At 36.7% G+C, this 25505-nt stretch carries 22 protein-coding genes and 2 other annotated features; of the genes, 3 read left to right on the plus strand and 19 right to left on the minus strand.

Annotated features, from left to right (window positions below):
• Nucleotides 1-78 precede the first annotated feature (78 nt).
• A complete protein-coding gene (locus ACFX40_RS14180) occupies nucleotides 79-810 on the plus strand; it encodes a GntR family transcriptional regulator (RefSeq protein WP_028408486.1) in 732 nt (243 codons plus the stop codon).
• 41 nt (nucleotides 811-851) lie between these two features.
• Here the strand turns inward: ACFX40_RS14180 and ACFX40_RS14185 are convergent, their stop codons facing one another.
• From ACFX40_RS14185 to ACFX40_RS14225, 9 genes are all read right to left on the minus strand, one after another.
• The gene (locus ACFX40_RS14185; RefSeq protein ID WP_098249696.1) at nucleotides 852-1694 is read right to left on the minus strand and encodes a fructoselysine 6-kinase; all 843 of its coding nucleotides are present in this window, start codon (nucleotides 1692-1694) and stop codon (nucleotides 852-854) included.
• Nucleotides 1695-1709: 15 nt separating this feature from the next.
• The gene (locus tag ACFX40_RS14190) at nucleotides 1710-2594 is read right to left on the minus strand and encodes a carbohydrate ABC transporter permease (RefSeq protein WP_098249697.1); all 885 of its coding nucleotides are present in this window, start codon (nucleotides 2592-2594) and stop codon (nucleotides 1710-1712) included.
• A complete protein-coding gene (locus ACFX40_RS14195; RefSeq protein WP_043982525.1) occupies nucleotides 2594-3475 on the minus strand; it encodes a carbohydrate ABC transporter permease in 882 nt (293 codons plus the stop codon). The genes ACFX40_RS14190 and ACFX40_RS14195 overlap by 1 nt, the downstream gene beginning before the upstream one ends.
• Before the next feature lie 15 nt (nucleotides 3476-3490).
• Nucleotides 3491-4777 carry an ABC transporter substrate-binding protein gene (locus ACFX40_RS14200; RefSeq protein WP_098333165.1) on the minus strand — a complete coding sequence of 429 codons (1287 nt, stop codon included), beginning with the start codon at nucleotides 4775-4777 and terminating at the stop codon, nucleotides 3491-3493.
• A 116-nt stretch (nucleotides 4778-4893) separates the two neighbouring features.
• Entirely contained in the window at nucleotides 4894-5880 is a 987-nt protein-coding gene (locus ACFX40_RS14205; protein WP_098658376.1) for an SIS domain-containing protein, read from the minus strand.
• A 79-nt stretch (nucleotides 5881-5959) separates the two neighbouring features.
• Nucleotides 5960-7108, minus strand: coding sequence for an ABC transporter ATP-binding protein (locus tag ACFX40_RS14210; protein ID WP_221840538.1), 1149 nt, complete (start codon nucleotides 7106-7108; stop codon nucleotides 5960-5962).
• Nucleotides 7109-7404: 296 nt separating this feature from the next.
• Nucleotides 7405-7569 (minus strand): hypothetical protein, encoded by a 165-nt coding sequence (locus ACFX40_RS14215; RefSeq protein ID WP_016764155.1) that lies wholly within the window; start codon nucleotides 7567-7569, stop codon nucleotides 7405-7407.
• Between the two features lie 225 nt (nucleotides 7570-7794).
• A complete protein-coding gene (locus ACFX40_RS14220) occupies nucleotides 7795-10464 on the minus strand; it encodes an MMPL family transporter (RefSeq protein WP_098331716.1) in 2670 nt (889 codons plus the stop codon).
• The gene (locus ACFX40_RS14225; protein ID WP_098249702.1) at nucleotides 10461-10922 is read right to left on the minus strand and encodes a MarR family winged helix-turn-helix transcriptional regulator; all 462 of its coding nucleotides are present in this window, start codon (nucleotides 10920-10922) and stop codon (nucleotides 10461-10463) included. The genes ACFX40_RS14220 and ACFX40_RS14225 overlap by 4 nt, the downstream gene beginning before the upstream one ends.
• 256 nt (nucleotides 10923-11178) lie before the next feature.
• On the opposite strand from ACFX40_RS14225, the gene ACFX40_RS14230 reads away from it, so the two are divergent.
• Nucleotides 11179-12387 (plus strand): MFS transporter, encoded by a 1209-nt coding sequence (locus ACFX40_RS14230; protein WP_013057095.1) that lies wholly within the window; start codon nucleotides 11179-11181, stop codon nucleotides 12385-12387.
• Nucleotides 12388-12450: 63 nt separating this feature from the next.
• Here ACFX40_RS14230 and ACFX40_RS14235 read toward each other — a convergent pair whose 3' ends face one another.
• The gene (locus ACFX40_RS14235; RefSeq protein ID WP_028408496.1) at nucleotides 12451-13851 is read right to left on the minus strand and encodes an amino acid permease; all 1401 of its coding nucleotides are present in this window, start codon (nucleotides 13849-13851) and stop codon (nucleotides 12451-12453) included.
• Between the two features lie 382 nt (nucleotides 13852-14233).
• Between ACFX40_RS14235 and ACFX40_RS14240 the strand changes: the two genes are divergently transcribed.
• Nucleotides 14234-14440, plus strand: coding sequence for a hypothetical protein (locus ACFX40_RS14240; protein ID WP_098331714.1), 207 nt, complete (start codon nucleotides 14234-14236; stop codon nucleotides 14438-14440).
• A gap of 171 nt (nucleotides 14441-14611) precedes the next feature.
• Here ACFX40_RS14240 and thrS read toward each other — a convergent pair whose 3' ends face one another.
• The 9 genes from thrS to ACFX40_RS14285 form a co-directional block, all read right to left on the minus strand.
• Nucleotides 14612-15829: a threonine--tRNA ligase gene (gene thrS / locus ACFX40_RS14245; RefSeq protein WP_060745612.1), complete on the minus strand. Its 1218-nt coding sequence runs from the start codon at nucleotides 15827-15829 to the stop codon at nucleotides 14612-14614.
• 54 nt (nucleotides 15830-15883) lie between these two features.
• Nucleotides 15884-16112 (minus strand) — a binding site (T-box leader).
• 37 nt (nucleotides 16113-16149) lie between these two features.
• Nucleotides 16150-16375 (minus strand) — a binding site (T-box leader).
• A 402-nt stretch (nucleotides 16376-16777) separates the two neighbouring features.
• Nucleotides 16778-18520 carry a sulfatase family protein gene (locus ACFX40_RS14250; protein ID WP_377255322.1) on the minus strand — a complete coding sequence of 581 codons (1743 nt, stop codon included), beginning with the start codon at nucleotides 18518-18520 and terminating at the stop codon, nucleotides 16778-16780.
• Between the two features lie 164 nt (nucleotides 18521-18684).
• Nucleotides 18685-18885 carry a hypothetical protein gene (locus tag ACFX40_RS14255; RefSeq protein WP_050688889.1) on the minus strand — a complete coding sequence of 67 codons (201 nt, stop codon included), beginning with the start codon at nucleotides 18883-18885 and terminating at the stop codon, nucleotides 18685-18687.
• Between the two features lie 142 nt (nucleotides 18886-19027).
• A complete protein-coding gene (locus ACFX40_RS14260; protein ID WP_025751889.1) occupies nucleotides 19028-19486 on the minus strand; it encodes a cell wall hydrolase in 459 nt (152 codons plus the stop codon).
• Nucleotides 19487-19690: 204 nt separating this feature from the next.
• A complete protein-coding gene (locus ACFX40_RS14265) occupies nucleotides 19691-20977 on the minus strand; it encodes a valine--pyruvate transaminase (RefSeq protein WP_098249707.1) in 1287 nt (428 codons plus the stop codon).
• A gap of 15 nt (nucleotides 20978-20992) precedes the next feature.
• A complete protein-coding gene (locus tag ACFX40_RS14270) occupies nucleotides 20993-22228 on the minus strand; it encodes a DUF6421 family protein (protein WP_377255325.1) in 1236 nt (411 codons plus the stop codon).
• 27 nt (nucleotides 22229-22255) lie between these two features.
• A complete protein-coding gene (locus tag ACFX40_RS14275) occupies nucleotides 22256-23194 on the minus strand; it encodes a DMT family transporter (RefSeq protein ID WP_098249709.1) in 939 nt (312 codons plus the stop codon).
• Between the two features lie 32 nt (nucleotides 23195-23226).
• Nucleotides 23227-23787, minus strand: coding sequence for a hypothetical protein (locus ACFX40_RS14280; protein WP_028408503.1), 561 nt, complete (start codon nucleotides 23785-23787; stop codon nucleotides 23227-23229).
• A 15-nt stretch (nucleotides 23788-23802) separates the two neighbouring features.
• On the minus strand, nucleotides 23803-25065 hold the full coding sequence (locus ACFX40_RS14285) for an ATP-grasp domain-containing protein (protein ID WP_028408504.1): 1263 nt from the start codon (nucleotides 25063-25065) through the stop codon (nucleotides 23803-23805).
• Nucleotides 25066-25505: the final 440 nt, after the last annotated feature.

Consider the following 25505-nt stretch of genomic DNA (forward strand, 5'->3'; position numbering starts at 1 on the left):
AAATTGTAATATAACATCACATTACGTTATAATATAATTATATTCAAAAGAAAGTATTTAGGAAAGAGGAGGAAAAAGATGAAGCTAAATACTCATAGCTCTACGCCTTTATATATGCAGTTAAAACAGGCTATTACAGAAGATATTAATAAAGGAGTTTATACTCCGGGTGAAAAACTTCCAATTGAAACGGATTTGTGCGATATATACGGAGTAAGTCGGATTACGGTAAGAAAAGCCGTATTAGATTTAGTAGAAGAAGGCCTTCTGATACGTCAGCAAGGAAAAGGAACTTTTGTTCAATATCCAAAAGCTAAGAGAGAGCTGTTTGCCGTTAATGGACATACAGAGTATATGTCGGAATTAGGGAAAGTACCGCAGACTAAAATTTTGTCTTTTGGTATAAAACCTGTAAAAGCTCATGTGGCAAAGATGTTATCCATCCCTCCAGAAAGTGAAATCCTTGAACTGCAGCGCATCCTGTATTATGACGACCAGCCTCTTACCTTAGAAATTTCTCACTACTCCTTAGAATTGTTACCACACTTAGATCAGCACGTCCATAATTCAGTTTCAATGTACGATACTATAAAAAACAAGTACAATATTGCTCCGGTTCATAATAAAAAATTATTGAACATGGTATTTGCAAATGTGGATGAAGCAAAACATTTAGAATGTGAAGTCGGAGAGCCGCTGTTTAAAGTGGAAAAAGTGGCGTATGATGCACAAAAAAGACCGATTCATTCATCTTTTCTACACTATCCTGCGAATCGCGTTACGTTCACTATAGACAGTTCTAATTCTTAATAAAATAGCGCCTTGCTTCAAAAGCAAAGGCGCTATTTTATTCATTTTAAAACCATCGCACAGTCTGTATGATATTCTTTTCCATATCCAAAAGCTCCGTAATTTTGACAAGTTTGTGATGCCACTAATGCTCCATTATGGAGAGCTTTTGCTATGTTTTTTTCTAGTAGATAAGAAGAAAGAAAACCGGCGATGAAAGAATCTCCAGCACCCAATGTATCGACCACTTTTGTAGAGATTATAGGCTGTTTAAATAATTGGTTTTCGACTGATAATAAAGCTCCATCTTCTCCTCTTGTCACGCATACGACACTGGTTCCTAACAGGTGTACTCGCTTTATTAAATCCATACACTCTTCTTCTGGCAGGCTGCTTCCTGAGAAAAATGCATAGCTGATATATGGACATACTTGCTGTAAATATTCCTCATCGTATCTTGTAGAAAAATCAAAGGAAATATCAATGATTTTATGTAGCAACGGAAGGTCAGATTCTAAATGACTAAAAACGCTCGTATGAAGAAGATCGTGCTGGCGGATATAGGTTAAATCCGATTCATTCAGCATTAGTTTTAATCTAGATTGAACGCCCCCTTTATTTGATCCTACAAAAATTCGATCACCTTGTTCATCAAGTGTTACAACCGCCATTCCATTCTCTCCTACAGCTCTTCTTACTCTGCTAATCTCCATCTTTTCTTGCTGCAGAGTATTTACTACATGTTCTGCCGATTCGTCATTCCCTACGATTCCCATATAGGAAGACTGATTATGACTCAATCTATTACAAAATACGGCCACATTTAGCGCGTTGCCGCCTGGATAGATCTTTCCTTGATCTTTATAGTAATCTACTACATTATCCCCTACTCCAATTAGTTTCATCTGCTTGTCCTCCTATTATTTAACACTTCCGTTAGCAATGCCACGGATAAAATATTTTTGCATAAACAAAAACAACATAACAATCGGTGCTGCTGAAATGGTCAGTCCAGCTAGTAATACCCCCCAATCTGTTTGCAAAGCGTCTCTAAATTGCATTAATCCTGCTGGGATTGTACGCAAACTGTCATCGTCGATAAAGATAATGGCAAACATAAATTCATTCCATGTGTAGTAAGCTGTCAAAATTGTCGTTGTTAATAAAATGGGCGTGCTCATTGGAATGAAAATTCGAAATAAAATCCCCAAGCTTGTACATCCATCTAACCGAGCCGCTTCCTCCAGTTCTTTTGGAATCGAAAGAAAATAAGCTCGAATTAACAAGATGGTTAAAGGAATTCGATAAGCAACATAAGGCAGAATCAGTGCCAAGTGTGTATTATAGATTCCAAGTTTTTGAATAATGCTATACAAAGGAATTAAACTTACCTGAGGAGAAAGCATAAGCCCTCCGAGACATATAATGAGGACAAAAGCTTTTCCTTGAAACTCAAAGCGTGATAGTCCATAAGCTCCTAATGCACTGACCAGGACCGTCAAAAAACAAGACGCGCCCGTGACGATCACACTGTTTAAAAAGTAAGAAGATATTCCACTTTTCCACGCTGTCACGTAATTTTCAATTAGCCAAGTATGCGGCATAGACCAGCTGTGAGTAAAGATTTCATCCGTGCTTTTAAAAGAACTTATAATCATCCAAAGCAAAGGATACGCAATGACGATAAAATAGACGATCAATCCGACATATACTATCGTTACACCTGTGTACCTCTTCTTTTTTCTTTCTCTAGTGGCTGTATTGACAACATTAGGTAAGGTGACATTTGTTTTAGGCATCTGCATCAAGCGTCTTCCTTTCCTGTTTTAAATGCTTTCATTTGAACAAGAGAAATCAGCAGTGTAATAATTAAAATGACAGTAGCAATTGAGGAAGCGTAGCCCATCATATCTTTCGAAAAGGCTGTTTTGTATAAATACGTACTTAGTACTTCAGATGATGTACCCGGTCCGCCTCCTGTTAAAATATAAGGTTCATTAAATACTGTAAAAGCACCAGTAAGCGTTAAAATAACAGCAACAAATGTCATTTCTTTTGTTTGCGGTACAGTAATATGAAAGAACATTTTAAATTTATTAGCGCCGTCTATTTCAGCTGCTTCATACAATTCAGGTGAGATTTTTTGTATCGCTACAATATACAGCATGGCGATATAGCCGATAGATTGCCACTGAGATACAGCAATAACTGCATAAATAGCCGTATTACTATCTCCTAGCCAAGGTTTTGCCAATGAGTCTAATCCGATCATTTTGAGCATTTGATTTAAAAGCCCTACTTCAGGATTGTAAAAAAAAGTAAACAACAAGGCAATAACGGTCATCGAAACGACTACTGGTAAAAAATAAACCGTTCGAAAAAAAGGAGAAAACCTTCGAATAAGTTTATCTTCTAAAACGGCAGCCACAATTAGACCGCCACCCACTTGAAAAATAATTGAAATGACCGCATAAAGAATATTATTTTTGAGTGCCTGATAAAAGACAGGGTCTTTAAATAAGTGCACATAATTATCTATTCCTACAAAAACTTTGTCTGGTGAAAATGTGCTCCACTCATAAAGACTATCCCAAATATTCTGAAAAATAGGGATGTACACGAGTAGTAAAAAAGCAAAAGCAGGAAGAAGATATAAATAAGGGGTTAGCTTATTGCGTTTTAACATCGCTTTTTCACTTCCTTACTTTTTAGATTCAGCACGAACACTCGCTGCAGCTTTTTGCACATCTTTCATTACTTCTTTAGGTGTTTTATCACCATTTAGCATCAGCTGAGCCCCTGTTAAATAAGCATCTGCAATTCGAGCATCGATTGCCATATCAAACCATGGAGCCATCTCTTTGGCTTGTAAAATATTATCTACTGCTTCTAATTGCTCCGGTGTTGAATTAATGCTGTTCGCTGTATCATTTACTGCACTGTATTTCCCTACTTCTTTTACTAGCTTTTCACCCATTTGTTTTGATGTTAAAAATTCAAGAAATTCCATCGCTTCTTTTGGATGCTTGGTTTTAGAAGAAATCATAAACCCTTCAGGTGATCCAGTTAAATTAGTAGCATTTCCTTTTCCATCCTCCACTTTAGGAAAATTAAACATGCCAATCTTAAATTTCGTTGGACCGAAAAGCTTAATTTCAGCAGTTTCAGCATAAAACATAGCTGCTTTTCCATTTGAAAATTGTTGTCTTGCATATTCATGATCAATCGAGTTTGTATTTTTATTAAAGTAAGGAACTAATTCTTCTAATTTTTCTAGAGCTTTTACATAGCCTTTATCCGTGAATGTCCCAGTTTTTGAATTATAGTCTTTTGAAAGAACGTCGGGCTTTACCATGCGCTGATTTAAGGTTCCTACGTAGTGAGAAATGGTCCACGTATCCTGGCTTCCAAATTCTAAAGCTGTATAATGCTTCTTTTTTAACACGCTTAAAATATTTAGTAGCTCGTTCCAGTTTGTAGGCGCTTTTAATCCTAATTTATCGAAGATATCTTTGTTGTAAAAAAACATTTTCCCGTCCATTGTGACAGGAACACCGTAAATTTTCTTATTAACGGTATATGGTTTAATTTGAGATTGAACAAGCTTGGAAGACCACGCTGAATCCTTCTTATAATAAGAGGTTAAATCTAAGGCTTTGTTTCCTCTGACAAATTGTCTAGCAAACTCGTCGCTCCAAGAAAAGTACACATCAGGAGGGGTATTAGTGCCTGTCATAACTTTAATTTTGTCTTTATATGAATCGTTTAAGACGGCTTCTGTTTTAATATCAATATCAGGGTGCTGTTTTTCAAATTCTTTTACAACTTCTTCAAAGTAGCTTTTTTCAGGTTCTTTTGGCCATCTGTGAAAGAATGTTAATGTTGTCTTTCCTGTGTCTGAGTCTGAAGACGTTTGTTTTCCAGCACACCCCCCGAGCATTAAAGAACAACTTAAAAGTGAGGCTAAGATTAAATTTGTCTTTTTCATATAGAAACCCCCTTATTGTAAGTGCTTTCATATATAAGTTATACTATAATGTTTTATAACATTATAGTATAACTCGTAAGGAAAATATACAGATTTCTATCTTTATTAGGAGATTATTAATATTCTACTTTCCACATGTAGCGTCTTTTACTTAAAGGGTGATTGCGTGCTTCGGCTAATTCTTCGGCATACTGACGCAGTACACGATTTAATACAAGAGGAGCGATATACCCTTGCACATCTTTATCAATTCCTTCGAAGTCATATGCTTTTGCATCTAGAACAGTTAATTTCTTTCCATATCGTTTAGAGAATGATAAGGCGCGTTCTTCTAAAGGTCTTGTTTCATCTAGTCCAGCTAGGATGATAAACGGTACGTTTTCATCAATAATTTCGAATGGACCGTGGAAATACTCTCCAGCGTGAATAGCGTGAGAATGAATCCATTGCATTTCCATCAAGATACAGATGCTGAATGAATAGGCTGCTCCATAGTTCGAACCGCTGGCCATTGTATAAATAACCGGTTCAGACTTATGTGATTCAGCAAATTTTCTTGCGTTGCTCGCTTCGTATTCTAGAGCTTTTTCATAAACAGACTGTAGATTTTCTAAGCTAGTAACTAACTTTGCAAATTTATCATTTTTTTCTGCTACGTATAAGAGACCAAATACAAGCTGATATAAAACGCCTAAGTTTGTTTCAAAAGCATCGATGTCATTGCCCCACTCATACTTAATAAAAATATCTGCGCTGTGTGCTAAAGGTGAAGTAGGTTCATTTGTTAAGGCTACAGCATAAGCGCCTTTGCTTATAGCGAACTTAGCTGCTTCTGTAGTCTCAGGAGTTGTTCCTGACATGGAACATAGAATAACTAAGGAGTCTTTTCCTAGCTGCTGCGGATTGCGGTGGATAAATTCGTTCGAGCTATACAAATCGGATGTAATATGTTGAGCTTCTCGATCTAGTACATACTTAGCTGGATACATGATCGCAGAAGATCCTCCACATGCGACGAAAAACACATTACGAATTTGCTTGCTTTTTAATTCGTTTAATACGGCTTGCACATCACTTTTTACATTCACTACTGTTCTGCTCATTTTCCCCACTCCTTAAATAAAATATGATATACAACATTATGTAATGTTATATATTGTTATATTAAACTGTTAACATTAACTAGTCAATACATTTATCAGAATATTTAACTTTTTTATCTATATTTGTAGAAATGCGCTCTTCTGTTTTTCCATCAAAAAAATGAACGTAGGTTAAATTCAACGAAAAAACGCCTTTGTCCCTTGCTTCAAACTCACATAAAAGAGGCACTCGAGCCACAAACGTTTGCTTTTCTAAACTAGCATATAAAATTGTTTCAGCACCTAGTACCTCTATCATATCTAGTGTCGTAGTGAAGCAAAACTCATCGTTCAACTCTCTCTTACTATCCTCTTTATGATATATAATGTGTTCAGGACGCGCACCCATTATGACTTCTTTCTCATTATGACCTTGAGAATGTAAAGCGTGTAGTAGAAAATCAGGAAGCTGTATTTTAGTTTCTCCCATTATAAAATAAGTGCCTTGGAGATATCCCCGAAAAAAATTCATTGCGGGTGATCCAATAAAACTGCCTACAAATACATTCCTAGGATGTTTGTAAATATCTTGAGGAGTTCCGATTTGTTGAATAATCCCGTCTTTCATAACCACTAGGCGAGTAGCCATTGTCATAGCTTCCACTTGATCATGCGTCACATATATTGTTGTTGTTTGCAGCCTTTGATGCAGTTTAATAATCTCAGCACGCATCTGTACTCGCAGCTTCGCATCCAAATTAGATAATGGTTCATCCATTAAGAAAACTTTTGCTTCCCGAACAATAGCACGACCTAAAGCAACTCGCTGACGCTGCCCTCCGGATAAAGCTTTTGGCTTTCTATCTAAATATGTTTCTAGACCTAATGTTTTGGCTGCTTCATTTACCCGTCTATCAATTTCGTCTTTCTTTATTTTTTTTAATTTCAAACCAAATGCCATATTTTCTCGAACAGTCATATGAGGGTAAAGAGCATAATTTTGAAAGACCATAGCAATGTCACGATCTTTTGGAGCTACTTCGTTCATATGATCTCCATCAATGTAAAAATCACCTTTTGAAATCGTTTCTAGACCTGCAATCATTCGCAGCGTAGTAGATTTACCACAGCCTGAAGGTCCAACAAATACAACAAACTCTTTCTCTCCAATCTGAAGGTTAAAATCATTTACGGCGATATTTTTTTTATCATATATTTTATATACTTTATCTAAATGTAACATTGTCATCTCACCTCAGCTCCTTATATTTAAAGTTTGAGATACATGATTGCAAGTTACGCGTCTCTTTTTCCTTAATCCTTAATTCTTTCCTCCTTTTTATTTAAATTGTTAACTTGAGACATTAAAGTAACTTAATGACTATACTAATCGAATCTAGTTAGACAGAAAATAAATATGTAAAGGTTGCTAACACAAAACATACAAGCAACTGTTCACCTTCAAAAAAATAAAAACCTTCTCTAAAATTAAGAAGGTTTCACATCATAATCTGCATAGAGACTGCCTTATTTCTGAAGATTTTATTACATATCTTCTTTGCCTTGACAGCTTGGACACTCATAAACATGCACAAAATAAAGTCCAATATGGTGGAATCGTTTCCCTAAGCAATCTGGACATGTTCCTGCTTCGCGCATTTGTTCCCGTCGTTTGTCTCGCTGATTAGCTAAGAAATTTACAAATTTCATAAAAAAACCTCCCTCATGTTTTTGACTATAGGTTTTCCTGATGAGAGGTCTTTTATTCGACTGGGCGTGTTTATGGCCACTCCTGAACATTGTTTTTTTGTAGCACAAAAAAGGATAGAAAGAGCAGCCCGATGACGCTCTTTCTATCCTTCAGTTTTATCCTATATACTGTGTCAATAGTACTCTTCCTAAGACATACCTAATTTTCGACCTAGCGTATACAAGTTATTCTTCTACTTTGTACTTTTCTTTTTTTCGAAGAAACGGCCACCAGTTTCCTTCTCCAAGCGTTACGACAATCGCTGGCATAAGAAGCGGAAGAATAACAAGACCATAAAGTAAAAGACCAATAATAACAACCGTTGCTACATGAACAAGTGTTAATACACCCGATGGGATCATAGCCCCAAACGTTCCAGCTAAGATAATAGCAGCAGTAATAATAACCGATCCCATCTTACTCATAGACGTAACCATTCCTTCTGCGACGCCGCTTTTTACTTCTTCGTTAAAACGGTCTAACAAGAAAATAGAATAGTCAATTCCAAGAGCAACTAAAATAACAAAACTAAAAAATGGCACGGCCCAGCTGATTCCATCATTACCCATTATATCCACGAATAGAAGCTCTGAGATTCCCATTGCTGTATAATAGGTAAGCAGCAGTGAAGCAATCATGTATACAGGCATGATCATTGAACGGAATAAAATGGTCAGCACAATAAACAGCCCAATCATCATAATAACCATTGTGCGTGAAAGATCGGTTGTAGATAAATCTTTTAAATCCGCATTTGAGCTCGATACCCCTCCGTACACAATTTCTGTATGCTCAAACGGCGTATCAACGACTTCGCTTGCCACCGCTTTTTCAATATTTTTTACGGTTGAAATGGCTTCTTCAGAATATGGATTTTGATCGAGCACTACACTGAGCTTAACTCCTTTTCCATCTGCAAAAGAATAGTTATCGATGGATTGTTTAAACCCTTTATCTTTCATCACTTCTGCTGGAAGGTAAATACCAGTATCTCTAACTGTTGAGCTGTCACTCATGTTATCAAGCATATCTGTTGCTTTTGTTAAGCCATCTGAGATCTTCGTCAGTCCGTCATTCGCACTTTTAACTCCTTTTGCTAACTGATTGATACTGTCTGATAACGTTCCAACTTGACCTTGCTGAGCTGAAAGATTCTCATTTGCTTGTTGGAGACCGGTTTGAATGGTAGTAAGCTGTTTACTGATTGCAACAAGCTGCGGAACCGCTTGCTGCACAGTTCCTGTTGTAGAGAGCTGAGCGCTGACAAGCTGCAGCTGTTGATTAATTTGAGCTAATCCGTCTACAGCAGGTGCAAGTGACCCTCCAGATTTCTCTTTAGAAGCAGAACCCGTTTGGTCAGCTATTTGATTTAGCCCTTTTTCAACATCACTTAATCCTTTTTCTACATCTCCGATTCCTTTAACAGCATCTTTGATTCCGTCTGATACGGAGCCTAGCTGTGAATTAACGTATAAATCATCAATCTTTTCTCCGGTAGGCTGTGTGATAGTCATAACAGAATCTACGTGATCCACTTTTTCAATTGCTTTGCTTATATTTCCTAAATAAGGAATAACATCTGCCTTTGTTAACTCTTTATCTCCTTTAATAATAACATTGACAGGAAACGCTTTTCCTTCTCCGAGTGCATCACTGATAGCGTTTAGTCCTTTTATAGATTTATAATCACTGCTTATTTCAGCAGTAGAATCAAACGATACTTTTGAGTCGTACGTTACAATAAAAGGCACGGTAATAATCGCTGTAATGACTAAAAACACGAACGGTCGCGCCACTGCCTTTTTCCCTAAAAAGCCCCACAGCTTATTATCGCTATGAGAAGCCACTTTTTTAGACGGCCAAAATAATTTTTCTCCAAGCGTAACCATAAAAAGTGGAAGCAGAGTAAATAAAATGACTAGCAGTACACCTACCCCCACTGCTACTCCGACAGCCGACTGGAAAATGGCAAACTTGGCAAATCCAATGGCTGCAAACCCAATAAATACAGCAATTCCACTGATAAATAACGTTCTTCCTGCTGTACGATAAGCCGTGATCGTGGCCTCTACTTTATCATGTCCGTTTGCCAATTCTTCACGGAAACGATTAAGTAAAAGGATGCAGTAATCCGTACCAATTCCAAACAAAATAGCTACTAAGAACGTTTGCGTGAACGTTGAGATTGGAAAATCGACATTTTTAACTAAAATCCCTAGTAACGATTGACTGATTAAGTATGTGATTCCCACAATTAAAATAGGAATAAACGGCGTCACGACTGAACGGAAAACGAGTAAAAGCAAACCTAAAATCAAAAAGATAGTAATAAACTCAGTTTTCTTTAACCCTTCTTCTGAACTGTGTGCAAAATCCTGATTAATAAGAGATGCACCCGTTACATATGCCGTAGTGTCTTTTGGCACGCTATCATAAATCTGATTTGCTATTTTTTCAACTTTTTCATCCGATCCACTGACAGTAACCGGAACTAAAACGGTTTTTTTGTCTTTAGACATTAATTGATTACGAACATCTTGATCATCTGTTAAAGGCGTTGTGACATCTTTTACACCTTTAATTTTCTCTGTCTTATCAATGATTTTCTGTATTTGTTTCTCGCTATCTTTATCTAATGCGTTATCTAACTTGATAACCATGCTGATGGTATTACTGTCTTCTCCAGCATTTTTTAGAATTTGGCTGGCTCTGGATGAAACGGCATCGTCGGGAAGCTGAGACTGTCCTTTTTCACTTGCGAGCTTTGTTAAATTTGGTGACGTTAGCATCAATATAACTGTTAAAGCTAAAATAAAGGCCGCAATCACCCATTTAAATTTCACAATAAATTTCATTCTTTGCGTTCCCCTTTTGTAGTTAACTTTTCTTTTGCCATTGTAAGAATTTCAATAAATGTATCTATTTTTTCTTCTTCTACATCATCAAACAAATTCTCAATGATACTAAAACACGCGGCATTTCCGTCATTTATTACTTTTTCTCCTTCAGCCGTAATCTTAATAAGCTTAGAACGTTTATCGCTCTCTAGTTCATTAGTGTCCCACTCCACAAGCCCTTTTTCGAGCAGCTTTTTGATTCGATTCGAAATAGCACTTTTATGAACACCTTGCAAGACAGCAAGACTGCCAGGTGAAGATGGACCTTTAATCATTAAACTATTTAACAAATCAAACTGCTGCCTAGAGACATGTTCAAAGAGGTTATGGCTGAGCTCTCTATGAATTACTTCTGTTCCTACAAACAGCACTTCTTCAAAAAGTTCTACAGCTTGATATAACTTGCTTTTTGTCACTTCTTTCCCTCCTTTGCTTATTTAGTTTATAGGTATAAACTATTCGACTTTAAAAATAGTTTATAGGACTAAACTTTATTCTGTCAATAAATTTATGTCTGACTGTCTTCATATATGATAAAGATAAATAGAAATCTCGAAAGATACCGCTTACATCAGCTTTTTTGGTTGTCAAAGCCCCCTCACTTAAGTATTATTAGTAATTGACTTCTTTTCAAGGAGATATAAATTTTATACACAGAAAGGGTGATCACACATGAATACAATGCATGCTAATGAGCAGGTCAGTAAGAAAGATTCCTTTCCAATTGCTCTCATCTCATTGACTCTTGGAGCTTTTGCTATTGGAATGACGGAATTTGTTATTATGGGGATACTGCCTAACGTTGCGGAAGACCTTCATGTTAGCATTTCGACTGCTGGACAGCTAATTACAAGCTATGCTTTAGGAGTAGCAATCGGCGCGCCAATTTTAACCATTTTTACTCATCGACTTCCTCAAAAGCTTCTGCTTTGTTTACTTATGCTTTTATTTATTCTCGGAAATGCAATTGCTATTATTGCACCCAGCTATGGAATTTTAATGGGAGCTCGTTTAGTTACGGCATTATGTCACGGTACTTTCTTTGGAGTAGGCGCTGTTATTGCTTCACGGCTCGTACAACCTCATAAACGTGCAAGTGCTGTCGCAACGATGATGGCAGGTTTAACCATTGCAAATATCATTGGCGTTCCTGTGGGAACATTCATTGGCCAACACTTAGGCTGGAGAGCTTCGTTTGGGGCTATTACGATCATGGGGATTATTGCATTTATCGGTATTATTCTGTTTATCCCAAAGCTTGGTCAAGACAAATTAACGGGTCTAAAACAGCAGTTTGCTGCTTTTACTCAACCAAAACTTCTTGTGATGCTTCTTTTAAGCGCGATAGGATGCGGCAGTTTATTTACTGTATTTACGTACATTACACCGCTTCTTGAAGACGTTACAGGAGTAAGTGAACATAGTGTTACGTGGATACTTGTATTATATGGATGCGGCGTTACGCTCGGAAATGTTGTTGGAGGGAAGCTAGCAGACTGGAAGTTAATGCCTTCGGTTGTAGGTATATTTGCTTTTCTTTGTATTGTGCTGACTATTTTTACGTTTACCGTTAAAAGCCCAACAGCAGCTATTATCACGCTGTTTTTCTGGGGAGCAGCAGCCTTTGCTGTAATGCCTGGTATTCAAGTGAAAATTATGAACTTAGCACAGGAAGCACCTGCTTTAGCTTCTACTTCGAATCACTCATTTGCTAACTTAGGAAATGCTTTTGGCGCCTTTTTCGGAGGCGTAATTATTAACCATATGGGACTTACTTCACTTCCTTGGGTTGGCGCCATTTTTGTAGGAACGGCTTTTGTTATTAGCACTTGTCTTTTTATTGTGGAAACACGCAAAAAACATAGTGAACAATCGTCCTGACTGTCTAACAACTGAACAAAAAGCAAAAAAAGAGCCTTTCTTGGATGAAAGGCTCTTTTTTTGCTAGCTCGCTTTTTTCATTTCTTTACTTGTTAATCGACTGTGTTTACGAGAATAACCTATATACACAAATATACCAAGCACAATCCATATGCTAAAATACAGCCATGTTGTTTTAGGAAGATTAATCATTAAAAATAAACAAGATAATACAGATAAAATTGGTAAAATCGGGACAAACGGCATTGTAAATCCGCGTTTTAAAGTTGGATGCGTTTTACGTAAGATGATAATGCTGACGCCCACCATGCCGAAAGTTAAAAGAGCACCGATATTTGCTAAATTCGCAAGTTCTTTTAGATCAATAAACCCTGAAATTAACGCTCCGATAATCCCTACTAGCCAAGTGGAAAGAGTCGGAACTCCTGTTTTCTCATTTGTTTTAGCAAATGCTTTTGGCAGCAAGCCGTCACGGCTCATTGAGAATAAAATGCGTGTTGCTGCATAAATGTAGGCGAAAATAACAGCCATGATTCCAATGACAGCTCCTGCAGCAATAATTCCTGCCACTGCATTTTGTCCTACTGAATGAAGAACATAGGCCATTGCTTCTGGAACGTTCAGTTCCTTATAAGAAACAACCCCTGTCATAACAAGGCATACTGCTACATAAATAATCGTGCAGATCACGAGTGAACTAATAATTCCAATGGGCAAATTACGCTGCGGATTCTTTACTTCTTCTGCTGATGTAGATAAGGCATCAAAACCTAAGAAAGCAAAAAATACGGCCGCACCCCCTGTCACAACACCTTCAATTCCATAAGGCATAAAAGGTGTCCAATTAGACGGTTTTACATAAAAAGCTCCTACAATAATAAAAAGAAGGATAATAAACAATTTAACAAGCACCATAAAGTTGTTCACTTTTTTACTTTCTTTTGTTCCTCTTGAAAGCAGCCATGTAATAAGAAGCGTAATACAAATAGCAGGAAGGTTTACTAGACCTCCATTTGCAGGGATTGTAATCAATTCTTTTGGCAGTGAAAAACCAAATCCTTCTAAAAAGTTGTTAAAATAAGAAGACCAGCCGTTTGCTACTGCTGACATTGTTAACAAGTAGACCGAAAGCAACGTCCAGCCCATTAAGTGTGCTACCACTTCGCCGATGGTTGCATATGTATAGGTGTAAACGCTACCAGATACAGGTATAGTTGAAGCAAATTCTGCATAGCACAGCGCTGCAAAACCGCATACAATAGAAGCCAATATAAAAGAAAAAATAACGGCTGGTCCAGCATCGTTAGCAGCTACTAAGCCTGTTAATACCAAAACCCCCGTTCCGATTACGGCTCCAATACCAAGAAGAGTCAAATCGAATGCTCCTAATGTTTTGACTAGAGATTTGTTTTGACTTTGTTCTAATAATTGCTCGATTGACTTCTTTTTAAATAGTTTTCCCATTGCACTCTCTCCTCTCTGTTGCCACTCATCCATTAAAACTTGAAAATAACTTCTTTTCCCATTGGGCTGCGCGTTTTCACTTCAGATACAGAAGTAATTATATAGAAATAATTACTAACTTGTCTATTAGTATACTAATATCATTATATATATTTCAAGAGTTTTTGTAAGCGATTTCTTAGTATTGCTCTGTTTTGGATTTATAAACTAAATAAAGAGATTATCATTGTGCGTACGTATAATAAGTTTGAATAAAAATAATATTCTAAAAAATTATTTTATATATTTTTAGATATTTTTTTACTAACTATCTTCAGATATAAATTCCTGACATAGAGATTATTTACAGAACGATGAATGTTTTATCTTACCGGGTGTTATAATGATGAAAACTGAAGTGTATGAAGGGCGGAGAAAGATGATTAACTTACTTATTGGCTGTATTTTACTAGCATTAGGAGTATACTTTATGTTTAAATTTCTTTTTTACTCTCCTTCTAAAAAGAAGCGAGAGCACCAAAACATGAACAAACCATCAGGTGAGGCTTCAGCTTCATCCCGTACAAACGATTCGAATGGAATAAGATAAATTTTTTTATAAAATACCGGCGTTTGTCTAAGGCAAAAGTTATACTGCTGATATATATTATCTTATACCCTTCTAGTTCAATATTCCCTTCATTTTGGTGTGAGACAAAATGAAGGGAATCACTATCCGACTTAAAAAATCGGATTTTTCTATTTAGTAAGGTAAATAGCTTCAATACACTCTGTTTGAATTCTTTTCTTTATTCAAGTGTACAGCTGCCTCTTCCACACTTACTGTTCCTATATTTTTCTTCCCGTGCTTTCGCATAGCAAGCGATTCATTTTCCACTTCTTTATCTCCTATCACAGCCATATAAGGAACTTTTAGCATTTCTGCTTCTCGAATTTTCAGCCCTATTTTTTCAATGCGATCATCTACTTCAACACGATACCCTTTTAACTCCAGCTCGTGTTTCACTTTATATGCATATTCCACGTGCGGCGGTGCAATAGGCAAAAGCTTAAATTGAACAGGAGCCAGCCAAAGAGGAAATTGACCTTCGTAATGTTCAATCAAGATGGCCATAAATCGTTCAACGGAACCGTATATAGCGCGGTGAATCATTACGGGACGATGCGGTTTATTGTCTTCTCCAATATACATACAGTCAAACTTCTCCGGCATTAAGAAATCAAGCTGAACTGTTCCGCACTGCCAGCTGCGACCTAAGGAATCTAAAATATGAAAATCGATTTTCGGCCCATAAAAAGCTCCGTCTCCTTCATTTACCTGATAGTCTAAGCCTTTTTCACTTAACACAGATTGAAGCGCCTTTTCTGCTTGGTTCCATGTTTCAATATCTCCCATGAATTTTTCAGGTCGTGTGGATAGCTCCACTTTGTAATCGAAGCCAAAATGTGAGTAAAAGTCATGGATAAACGCTAGAATGCGGCTAATTTCAGCTTGGATCTGACTGAGCTTTACGAATAAGTGAGCGTCGTCCTGTGTGAATGAACGGACTCTTAGCAAGCCGTTTAAAGACCCAGAAAGCTCGTGACGATGAACTAATCCAAGCTCTGCGTATCGAATCGGAAGTTCTCGGTAGCTTCTTCGCTTGCTGTTAAACAATAAAATGGCTCCCGGACAATTCATCGGTTTAATCGCATAGTTTTGTTTGTCAACATTTGAAAAATACATATTCTCATGATAGTGCTCCCAGTGCCCTGATTGTTCCCAGAGCTCCTGTTTCATCATGATGGGTGTTTTTATTTCTTGATAGCCTGCTTTATAATGCTTTTGTTTCCAGTAATTTTCTAACTCATTTCGAACAATCATTCCGTTAGGTAAGAAAAACGGCATACCAGGAGCTTCTTCCATTGACATAAACAGCTCCAGTTCTTGACCTAACTTTTGATGATTTCGCTTTTCTGCTTCCATTTGTTTTGACATGTTCATTCCTCCAATATGTTTTTATTCAACAAAAAAAACCGCATTCATCCCTAGTAAAGGGACGAATGCGGCCGTGGTACCACCCTAATTCCGTAAAATACTTATACGTATTTTACGCTTAAAAAGATAACGGTTTTACCGGGTGCGGTTTCAGTGTATACACATTCCCCGCCGCAGCTCCAAGGTGGTAAATTCATTTCGTTTTCTAAGGGTTCTCAGCCAGTGACCCTACTCTCTGTAAAGAAAATTCAAAAATGATTCATGTCCTTTTCATTGCTTGTATATTCTTTTTTCTACAAAAAAACCGCACTCATCCCTAGTGAAGGGACGAATGCGGCCGTGGTACCACCCTAATTCCGTAAAATACCCATACGTATTTTACGCTTAAAAAGATAACGGTTTTACCGATTGCAGTTTCAGTTATGCACGTTCCCTGCAATAGCTCTAAGGTGGTAAATTAGATGATTTCTTAAGGGCTCTCAGCCAGTGGCCCTATTCTCTGCGAAGAAAACAGCATCTAATTCGTGTCCTTTTCATTGCCAAATACTGTTTATTAGTTGTTAAAAGCGATTATAGTGTATAAATTTAACAAAAGTCAAGAAGTAATTTTTATTTTTCAAATGGTATAGAATTACTTTATGCTTGAATTTTTGAAAAGTTACTTAAGAATACACGGACTGAAAAAGTTTTTTATTATACTATTAACGACTACATTCCATTCTTATTTTTACCTCTATTTTCACAGCAATAAAGGCGAAAAAGAAAGATGCTATAAGTCCTTATTTGTTTTATCTAAGCAGAATTAATGAAGTGAAACCAATACTACCCCAAACCAGAACAAGTAACCTAACACAAGTATCATCAAGTTTTTAATTTATATACTAAAATATTAAATACACCTTTTTCTGCTCACACAAATATTTAACTTGAATCCATAGAAACTATTTTTTATCTATCTTTAGACAAAAGCTCATCATGCATGCTTCCACTTTGCGGAAAAATCCGTTTTTTCCTAACTTGTTCTTTAAGAATAACATCAAGCTGCCGCTGAATTTTCCTTGTTTCATTTGTCGAAAAATACGGGTGAGCCAGATTTACTGTTTCTAACGGATCCTTGGTCAAATTGTACATTTCAATTTGATCAGGAACACGGGTTGTTTTAAGGGTAGTAAAACTTACAGGGTAATCTTCATATTGCTCTCCGTGAATGAATTCATCTTTTTCGTCAGCTGCTGACCAAAATTGCGGATTATCATGATAGCGAGCGTATTTCCAAATTTCCTTTCCTGCCGCTGACGAAAACTCGACAATGACCGCTTGAATGTGATTAGGCTGAACAACTGACGGGTAGCTTTCTCCTAAAAAATTTGTTTGGTGAAGTCCTTTTGTCGGGTCATCATCCGTCATGAAGAAAATCGGTGTTTGCTCTTGCTCAAGAGACGATTCTTCTCGAAGTATACCTGACAGGTCTCGCCCAACAAATGGATGTACTTCCGTATGACTTTTTTGTAATTGCTTTTGAACAGCGGAAGCATCGATATTAGCTAAACTAAGCATTGTCGGGATCAAGTCAACGTGACTAGTCATCAGGTCTGTACGTTGATAATTGGTAAACAAACATTTGTTGTGAATGAGAAGCGGAACGTGAATAGATTCTTCATACATGTTGTACCATTTTTGATGTAGTCCCCCGTGAGCTCCGAGCAAATCACCGTGATCAGACGTAAAAATAATAATTGTATTTTCATAGAACGAAGATTGTTCCATGGTCCGAAGAATTTTTAAAATTTGTGTATCAACATTTTTTTGCAGCTGATAATACAAGCGCCGGTAGAAGCTAGAATTTGGCGTTGGCTGCAGCGCTTTTGGATAGATGTATTTATAGCTGCTTTGAGCACTAGGCTTTGTTTGTAAAGATTCTCTAATGGTAGGCGGCGGATCGATGTTCGGAATCGTCTCATCAATAGAAAACTGAAACATAGGAAGGTGTTTGGTAATCGCTCCAAACAGCGCAATGTCATGCGGGTTCACAAACGAAGCTACCATGAGCCAAGGCTGCTCAGTCGCTTGATGTTCTAATCGTTGAATAAGCTCTATGATTTCCTCTGCATATATTTCGTCTCGTCCGCTCACTCCAACGGCAGCAGATGAACCAGAATTGTGCGGGTTTCTCCCTTCCGGTTCTGGACCAATCCACCCTGAAAAACCAAACTTTTCAAGCTTATTAGCGCGTTGATAGAGGCATTCTTTTTCCGGATCCGGTATTCCTGTTTGCATCTGGTAGCTGGAAAAAACATTATGTGTTCCTGGAATTAAGATGTTCTCATCGGAAATGTGCCATTTTCCTTTATAAAAGGTTTGATACCCAGCCTGCTTAAAATAATCTCCCATCATCGGGACGGTATTAGGCTGCAGCCAAAACATATCAGGATCTTGTGACTTCTTTGCGATACCTTGCGTTTGCGTAACTCCGTGCAAGGAAGGATACTGCCCTGTAAACAATGTAGCTCGACTTGGTGAACAAGCTGTAGAGCCGACGTAGTGACGGGTAAATTCCATTCCATGCTGTTTTAAAAATTCATGTGCTTTTAAATGTTTTTTTCGCCACTTTTTTAGTTCTTTACTTTCATATAAGGGTGGAAACCGCTCCTCGTCCACGATAATCAACAAAAAATTAGGCTGTTTCTGCATGTTTACTCCTCCGCATGTTTATCAAATTTTCTGTATTGATAAACTATGTAAAAAGCACTTTTTTTAGAAGAACGGAGTACGGTTCATATCTTTTTATACCCAAACAAAAAAAGACTTGGAGGATTTCTCTAAGTCTTTCATAACTCGTTTCAATACGATATTCCTTATTTCTTGTAAGCTTTTAGCTGCTGATTTCGTTTATAGGTGCCAATGATACTAGGTATACCTACAATTATACTTATCATAAAACTCCACATCATGTAGCGCCAATCCCCTGTAAAAAGCGCTACTCCCATAAAAAAAACGAGCTGACCAGCAAGAGCTAACCATGAAGCTATCCAAGCAAACATCATATTCTCTTTCACGTTATCACCTCATATTTTTAATTACAAATAACTTTTTATATTTTACCATAAAATTCTAATTTTAAAGGTTGTTCTACTGTTTATTTTATGTACATAACTAAAAAAGCTAATAGCAGCGCGCAGCTAGCCATTAGCTTTTTTATTATTTTGCAAATACATGATTTCCTATTTTAATTGTTTCTTGTTTTTGGCGCAGCCATTGATCTCCCGTTTTATCAGGATTAAAGAAGAATAATGAACCTTTTCCTTGACCTTGGAAGTTAATTGCTTCTTCTACAGCTTTTTTTGAATCTTTGTCTGCAGGTTTATTAATTTGACCGTTGCTGACCGGACTATACTGACCTTTTTGATAAATAACGCCTTTTACAGTGTCCGGGAATTTGCTGCTGTCGACTCTATTTAATACAACTGTCGCCACGGCTACTTTGCCTGCATAAGGCTCTCCTTTGGCTTCGGCTGATACGAGACGAGCTAATAATTCTTTATCATTTTTATTTACTTGAACGTGCTGTTCATGAGCGGGCGCTGCAGCAAATGCTGAGTAACCTGCACCAAAACTTGGGATAAGCATCGCTATAGCGATTACTAGTTTCTTTATCATAAAAATAAAAAGCCTCCTTGCTATTTCTTGACGTGGTTCATATGCTAGCAGAAATATAGGAGTCTTTCATTGCAAAAAATTATCCAATTCCAAAAGAAATTGGATGTTATTGTCTTCTTTAAACAATCTTTAGCTTATAAAGAATCCTTTATGATTACGTATGAGTTGCACTTCTAAATCTTAAAGAAATTCTATTTTTTCTGTTTAAAATATAAAGTTTGAACTGTATATTTCCTTAACTACTGAAGAAAGAATATCAATTCCTTTCTTTAACTCCTCATCTGTAGCAGTAAGACTTATACGAATGCACTCCCGGTTGTGAGAAGAAGATTGGCTGCCGTGAAAGAATGAGCCGCCTGGTACTACAATCAAGTTTTCTGCTTTTAATCTATTGTATAGATCGCTATCACTGAAAGGCAAACCTTCTAACCAAAGCCAGCCAAATAACGAACCTTCCGCTTTGTGCAAATACCAAGGAATATTATCCGGCATACGTGTAGTTAAAAGATTTTTTAAATAGTCATGTTTTTGTTTATAATGAGTTCTTATATAGTCAGCTGAAATTCCGGCTAACTGCCCGCTCTTTAAGGTGCTAGCCACCATTCGCTGACCTAACCTAGAAGAGTGAATCAAAATATTTGATTGAAATGCTTCCATTACTTTTATGAACTCACTTTTTCCTATAGCAATTCCTATTCTCTCTCCAGGCAATCCGGCTTTAGAAAGACTCATGCAGTGAATGATATTATCCTGTATAATTGGATCCATTTCAATAAAATTAATAGCAGGAAAAGGCGGTGCGTAAGCTGAATCAATTAGCAATGGAATGTGATAGTCCTTGCAAACTTGGGATATAAGCTGTACGGCTTCTTCGGAAAGGATGTTGCCGCTTGGGTTATTAGGTCTTGATAATACAACAGCTCCGATGTCTGGGTCCTGAGCTATTTTATCTTTAAATGCTTGTTTGTTAAATTCATAGCGAAACGTATGACGATCAAGCTTTGAAAGGATAGGAGGAATTCCTTCTATTACACCTTCCTCGAGCGCGACTCCACTATACCCAGCGTAATCTGGCAGCATAGGTATTAATGCTTTTTTTACTCTTCCTTCTTTACTTGTACCGCAAAACGAATTTAAAGCTAAAAAAAAGAGATTTTGACTTCCCGACGTGATCAAGACTTGTTCTCTGTCCAGTTTAATACGATAATTCGTAAAGAAGTATTCTCTTATGCAATCAATTAATTCATGCGTACCGTAACTAGAACCATATTGGCTAATCAAATTTTTTAATTGTTTGTCGTTCACAATATCTCTTAAAGCTTCTTCCCACATTTCATAAACTTGAGGGAGGATGGCGGGGTTGCCAGCACTTAAATTCATATATTGATTGAGATTGGAATTGAGCACTTCTTGGATGTCATGCATAATAGCGCGAACGCCTACTTTATTAGTCATTTTGTTTCCTATTTTACTTAAATGCAAAGCAGTCACTAGTGCACCTTCTCCTTAAAGATTATGGTCATTGAATAGTAAGTATGGAACTTCAATCTTTTTATTTTGCTGATTAATAAAGTAATTGTCCGGGATAAAAAATTTATCACCGTTCTCACTAGGTAATAAGTATTTTCGAACATACTGTTCAGCTTCTTCTTTATAGTCAAGGTCACTTTGAATCGTTTCAAGTTCTTCAATTTCTTTTACTAAAAGATCCAGTTCTTTTAAGCATATGTGTAAATCTAAATAAGCATGGTCTCCTTTTCGGGATATTGAACGCCCGTTTGCAACTAGCCAGCTAAAAAGAAAAAAACCTGTTCCAGAATCAAAGTTTCGAGGTGCATTATGCTGACTAGGGTATCTTAAAAGTCGTTCAAAGAGAACAAATTCCGTTATCTCTTCCCAAAAAGGATATTTTCTTTTATGAAGAGTCAGCACCGTCTGGCAGTCTACTTTAACTTCTTCCAGTATGCCTGCAAAAAAATTCATTTTCGCCTGTATATGTTGGTCAAAAGGTTTATTTCCGCAGTGATGGTAATAATCATGCAAATATCCCCAGATTACCCTTGCCTGATAAGTGTCTTCTCTATTCATAGTATGAGATTTAAAGTTGAAATCAGGAAAGATAGAAGACGCTCTTTTTAATGTATCCTCATTGTATATGCTGTGAAATTTATTAAAGAAAAATATCGCGAAGTTTTGACTTGTTACCTTTTCTTTTGTTTTTACATTCTCAGGGAAAAACACAATACACTTCCCTTCCATAAATCCTTGAGTACCAGCCAACAGCTTTAAAGATTCACATCCATTTTTAGGATGAGGAAGGTCTGCTTCGATGGATTTCATGATTTCAGGTTCATCGCGAACAGCGATAAAGGCTTCTAAATAAAAGCCTCTTTTTGTAGGGCCATTAGGCGTTACAATCGGTCCTAAAAAGAACGTCGCCTCCCCGTTTGCAGGCGGGCTATAAGCAATTAAAGTTTGATCAAAATAAGGAGCTTGATCGAGTCCTCTTTCAATCCAATCACATACGTCATTTTTTAATGCATTCCACACTTCAGGTAAATTTAAAGAGTTATATATTGTTTCAGTTTCAGCAACTACTTTTAATAAGAGCTCTCTAGCTTTTTCGTAATTTCTTTTGACCTCTCCATTTGGGCCCTGATATTTTCTTATCTCATATAGAGCAGGTACTATTTTATCGTTTAATAACTCCACTAAACTTTGAGTATGATTTTTTGTTAACATGATTAAAACACTCCTTTTTTAGAACAGCTACTTAGCAGAAAAATTTTTAGATGATGTAAGAGTAGAGTTATTTGTGTTTTTCTCTATTTGCTTTTTCAAGTTAATAAATATAACCCCTGCTATTACAAACGCTGTACCTATATAGACCTGTTTGTTTAATGTTTCACCTAAAAAGACAAATCCTACATATAAGGCGATAACCGGTGAAATAAATAAATGCGCTGTTGCTTTTGATATATGCCATTTTTTTAATAAATAAATATTAATAGAAAACCCTACGACCGACCCTATAATGGCCAAGTATAATAATGAGATAAGGCTAATCCCGGAGAAAGTGCGATTTCCATTTTCCACAAATAAACTAACAATCAGTAAACAAGCGCCTCCACTTAGCATCGAAAAAGAATTAAAGGTCATAATAGGCAAGGATTTTATGCGAGATTGAACTTGAACGGTTATAAAAGCAGAACCTAGCATAGCCATTAAAATGACGATCATGGCTACTATTTGAATCACATTCCCCTGTATAAACAGCTGATTTCCAAATACAACGCTCATACCAATTAAGCACATGACTACACCTAGCTTTTGTCCTTTTGTAGCTGGTGTTCCTTTAAATAAGCGATTAAATAAAAGAGCAAACACTGAAATGCTGGCAGCTAAAACGGAAACAAGCCCGCTTGGCAAATAGACGGATGCCCAATAAACAGAACCAAACGGTAGAGCAAAATACAAAATTCCGTTTAATGCTGAAATGATTACTACTTCTTTTGAAACGGCTATTTTTTTTGTGAGTAAGAGGTAGAGGGCAATTATTAAACTAGCAATTAAAAACCTCATACCTGCTGACCATAGAGGCAAGCTATCTTTTAATCCAGTCTTTTGAAAAGCCCATGTCGTCCCCCCGATGACAGCTAATAGACAAAACAAAAGATGGACATGAATCCGGGTTAATTTAGAAATCACTGTTTCACCTTATTTCTTTTTTTAAGTTGTGCCTATTTTCTTCCGTGGAGCGTAAAACACATCGGCACTTCTCCAAAATCTTTTACAACTGTTAACCCCTGCTCGTTAGCGGCTTTACTTGTTGTAATACATGCGTCTACCTTTCCTTCTAAGCAATCAATCGCCGCTTGAGCATTACTATTTACTAACTGAACATTAGGACTGATGGAATGAGCTAAATCAACAGGGGCAGGATGTGAAGCAATTAACAGGTTGTTGTTTGTTATCACCTCTTCTTTTGAGGCAAGCACCATGTTATACGTTGGCATAATAAAGCTATCTACTAGCTCTAAACTAGTTAAATTTTTGAACACAATATCATGTAAGTAAGGATATACAGCGCAGCCTAGAAGAGCAGAACTCTCTGTTTCTTTCACATGAACTAAAGCTTCTTCCAACGTTTGGTGCAAAAAGACCTGACCTTGTATGCTTTGGCGTTCAAACCACAGATAGCCTGCTTTTTCACAATTTGTTCCTTCAGGCCCTAAGGTATGGATAATGCTAATTTTTTGAAGCTGCTTATTTTTCTTACTAGACGACTCTGCAACTATCATAGCCTTTGATACCCCCTATGCGTTTACTTTATTTTTATAAACGATTTTTACTTTGTTATCTAAATAGCTGTAATACTGCTCACAGTCGGAATAAGAGTCATGAGTGGTTAAAATAAATCCAGGGTACCCTGAAAAGTGCGGATATGGTAAAATGTCTGTCCCTTTAGTTATAAATTGAATAACCCTTTTTACTTCAGTATCTCTACGCACGTCTTCTAAGCCTCGAATTTCTTTGAAAATCCCATGACCTTGCACAGGGATAATGTAGTTGCCCACCACTTTCTTTCGTTTTTTTTCATTTTTTAATACAGAAGGTTTTTCTCCTAATACATAGTAAAAAACTAGCTCCATATAGTTAATACCTGTACTTTCCTTTACGATATAATGAGAAATCCCAGATCCTCCAATGCGCGCTCCTATTTCAATTACATAAGGTTTTCCTGCTGGGTCCAGGCGTAATTCAATATGAGCCGGGCCATTCTCAATTCCTAAAGCATTTGCTGCTCTAGCTGCTTCTTGTGCAATAGATTGCCAAACGTTTTCTTCTAGCTGAGCTGGAGCTATATAAACACCTTCTTCAAAGAAAGGTCCTTTGGAATTTCCTTTATAACCTATAGAAAGTACATAAACTTCTCCTTCTACAGAAAACGTCTCAATAGCAAACTCTGGTCCGTCTATAAATTGTTCAATTACCATGCCCGTTTTATTTTTTGTGAATTTACTTAGGTCTTCTTCATTTACACGTCTCACTTTTTCTACGCTGTCAATTAGTTCTTTTTTATTATTCGCTCGTGATACACCTTGACTGGAAAATCCGTTAGAAGGTTTTACTACGACAGGATAAGGCAGTGAAAGATTCTTTAATTCCTCCGTATTTTCAACCTCTTTAAAATACGGAGTGTTAAGATCATTATCTTTTAAAACCTCTCTCATCTTCTGTTTGTTGCGACAGTTACTAATCACAAACGGTGATAAGCCCGGTAAGTTTAACTCTTCTGTCAGCTGAGATACAAACTCTAATGCAGGCTCATATAATGTCATAATGCCGTCAAAAGGATTTTTATGATGCTCTGCTTTAATAATCTCAAGAGCTTTGTCTGGGGTGTGAAATAAATCGATAGGTATGAAATTTTGTACGTTTTTAAGATGCTTAGGTTCTACTTCTTCTTGGTTATAAAAAAACGTCACGTTAATTCCGAGAGCTTCTGCTTCTTCAAAAATAAACGGTAAATATGTATTTTGTAACACAACTGCTAGATGCTTATTTTGTAACGGCATTTACTTCCCCCCTACTTTTAAACAGCTCTTCACTGTTCGATGACTAAATTCTAATGACCGCTTCATATATTTGTCAATTTAATTTTATATAACATTAGGAATATATAGAATATTTAATATATTAGTAAAAAGTAAAGAAAAGAATGGTTTATAGGGTTAATACTAAAGCGAAACTAAAAGCAGGAATTTTGCTATTTGATTATAAAGATATTGTTAGAAAAAATTTAATGAGAATTTTTCTAAAAAAAAGAAAGGTCGACATAGATTCAACCTTTCTTTTTTTATTTTTTATTAAAATAGATATTAACCATTTATAAAGTTACATCTTTTTCAGCCATCTCATTTAGTATTCTTTTTAATGCAACGTCGGGGTTTAATGCGGGATCCTTTATATTCACTTCTTTCATATTGCGCTCCTTTTTCATAGATATATCCATTTT

The organism is Priestia sp. YIM B13552, assembly GCF_042787775.1.
Classification (GTDB): Bacteria; Bacillota; Bacilli; order Bacillales; family Bacillaceae_H; genus Priestia; species Priestia megaterium_E.

Bases quoted from the DNA above. Each gene is read 5' to 3' on its own strand.
- ACFX40_RS14235 (WP_028408496.1), bottom strand. From the start codon at position 13,851: ATGGGAAAACTATTTAAAAAGAAGTCAATCGAGCAATTATTAGAACAA.
- ACFX40_RS14270 (WP_377255325.1), bottom strand. From the start codon at position 22,228: ATGTTAACAAAAAATCATACTCAAAGTTTAGTGGAGTTATTAAACGAT.
- ACFX40_RS14220 (WP_098331716.1), bottom strand. From the start codon at position 10,464: ATGAAATTTATTGTGAAATTTAAATGGGTGATTGCGGCCTTTATTTTA.
- ACFX40_RS14195 (WP_043982525.1), bottom strand. From the start codon at position 3,475: ATGTTAAAACGCAATAAGCTAACCCCTTATTTATATCTTCTTCCTGCT.
- ACFX40_RS14185 (WP_098249696.1), bottom strand. From the start codon at position 1,694: ATGAAACTAATTGGAGTAGGGGATAATGTAGTAGATTACTATAAAGAT.
- ACFX40_RS14180 (WP_028408486.1), top strand. From the start codon at position 79: ATGAAGCTAAATACTCATAGCTCTACGCCTTTATATATGCAGTTAAAA.
- ACFX40_RS14230 (WP_013057095.1), top strand. From the start codon at position 11,179: ATGAATACAATGCATGCTAATGAGCAGGTCAGTAAGAAAGATTCCTTT.
- ACFX40_RS14205 (WP_098658376.1), bottom strand. From the start codon at position 5,880: ATGAGCAGAACAGTAGTGAATGTAAAAAGTGATGTGCAAGCCGTATTA.
- ACFX40_RS14190 (WP_098249697.1), bottom strand. From the start codon at position 2,594: ATGCAGATGCCTAAAACAAATGTCACCTTACCTAATGTTGTCAATACA.
- thrS (WP_060745612.1), bottom strand. From the start codon at position 15,829: ATGTCAAAACAAATGGAAGCAGAAAAGCGAAATCATCAAAAGTTAGGT.
- ACFX40_RS14250 (WP_377255322.1), bottom strand. From the start codon at position 18,520: ATGCAGAAACAGCCTAATTTTTTGTTGATTATCGTGGACGAGGAGCGG.
- ACFX40_RS14285 (WP_028408504.1), bottom strand. From the start codon at position 25,065: ATGCCGTTACAAAATAAGCATCTAGCAGTTGTGTTACAAAATACATAT.
- ACFX40_RS14210 (WP_221840538.1), bottom strand. From the start codon at position 7,108: ATGACAATGTTACATTTAGATAAAGTATATAAAATATATGATAAAAAA.
- ACFX40_RS14200 (WP_098333165.1), bottom strand. From the start codon at position 4,777: ATGAAAAAGACAAATTTAATCTTAGCCTCACTTTTAAGTTGTTCTTTA.
- ACFX40_RS14215 (WP_016764155.1), bottom strand. From the start codon at position 7,569: ATGAAATTTGTAAATTTCTTAGCTAATCAGCGAGACAAACGACGGGAA.
- ACFX40_RS14240 (WP_098331714.1), top strand. From the start codon at position 14,234: ATGATGAAAACTGAAGTGTATGAAGGGCGGAGAAAGATGATTAACTTA.
- ACFX40_RS14280 (WP_028408503.1), bottom strand. From the start codon at position 23,787: ATGATAGTTGCAGAGTCGTCTAGTAAGAAAAATAAGCAGCTTCAAAAA.
- ACFX40_RS14260 (WP_025751889.1), bottom strand. From the start codon at position 19,486: ATGATAAAGAAACTAGTAATCGCTATAGCGATGCTTATCCCAAGTTTT.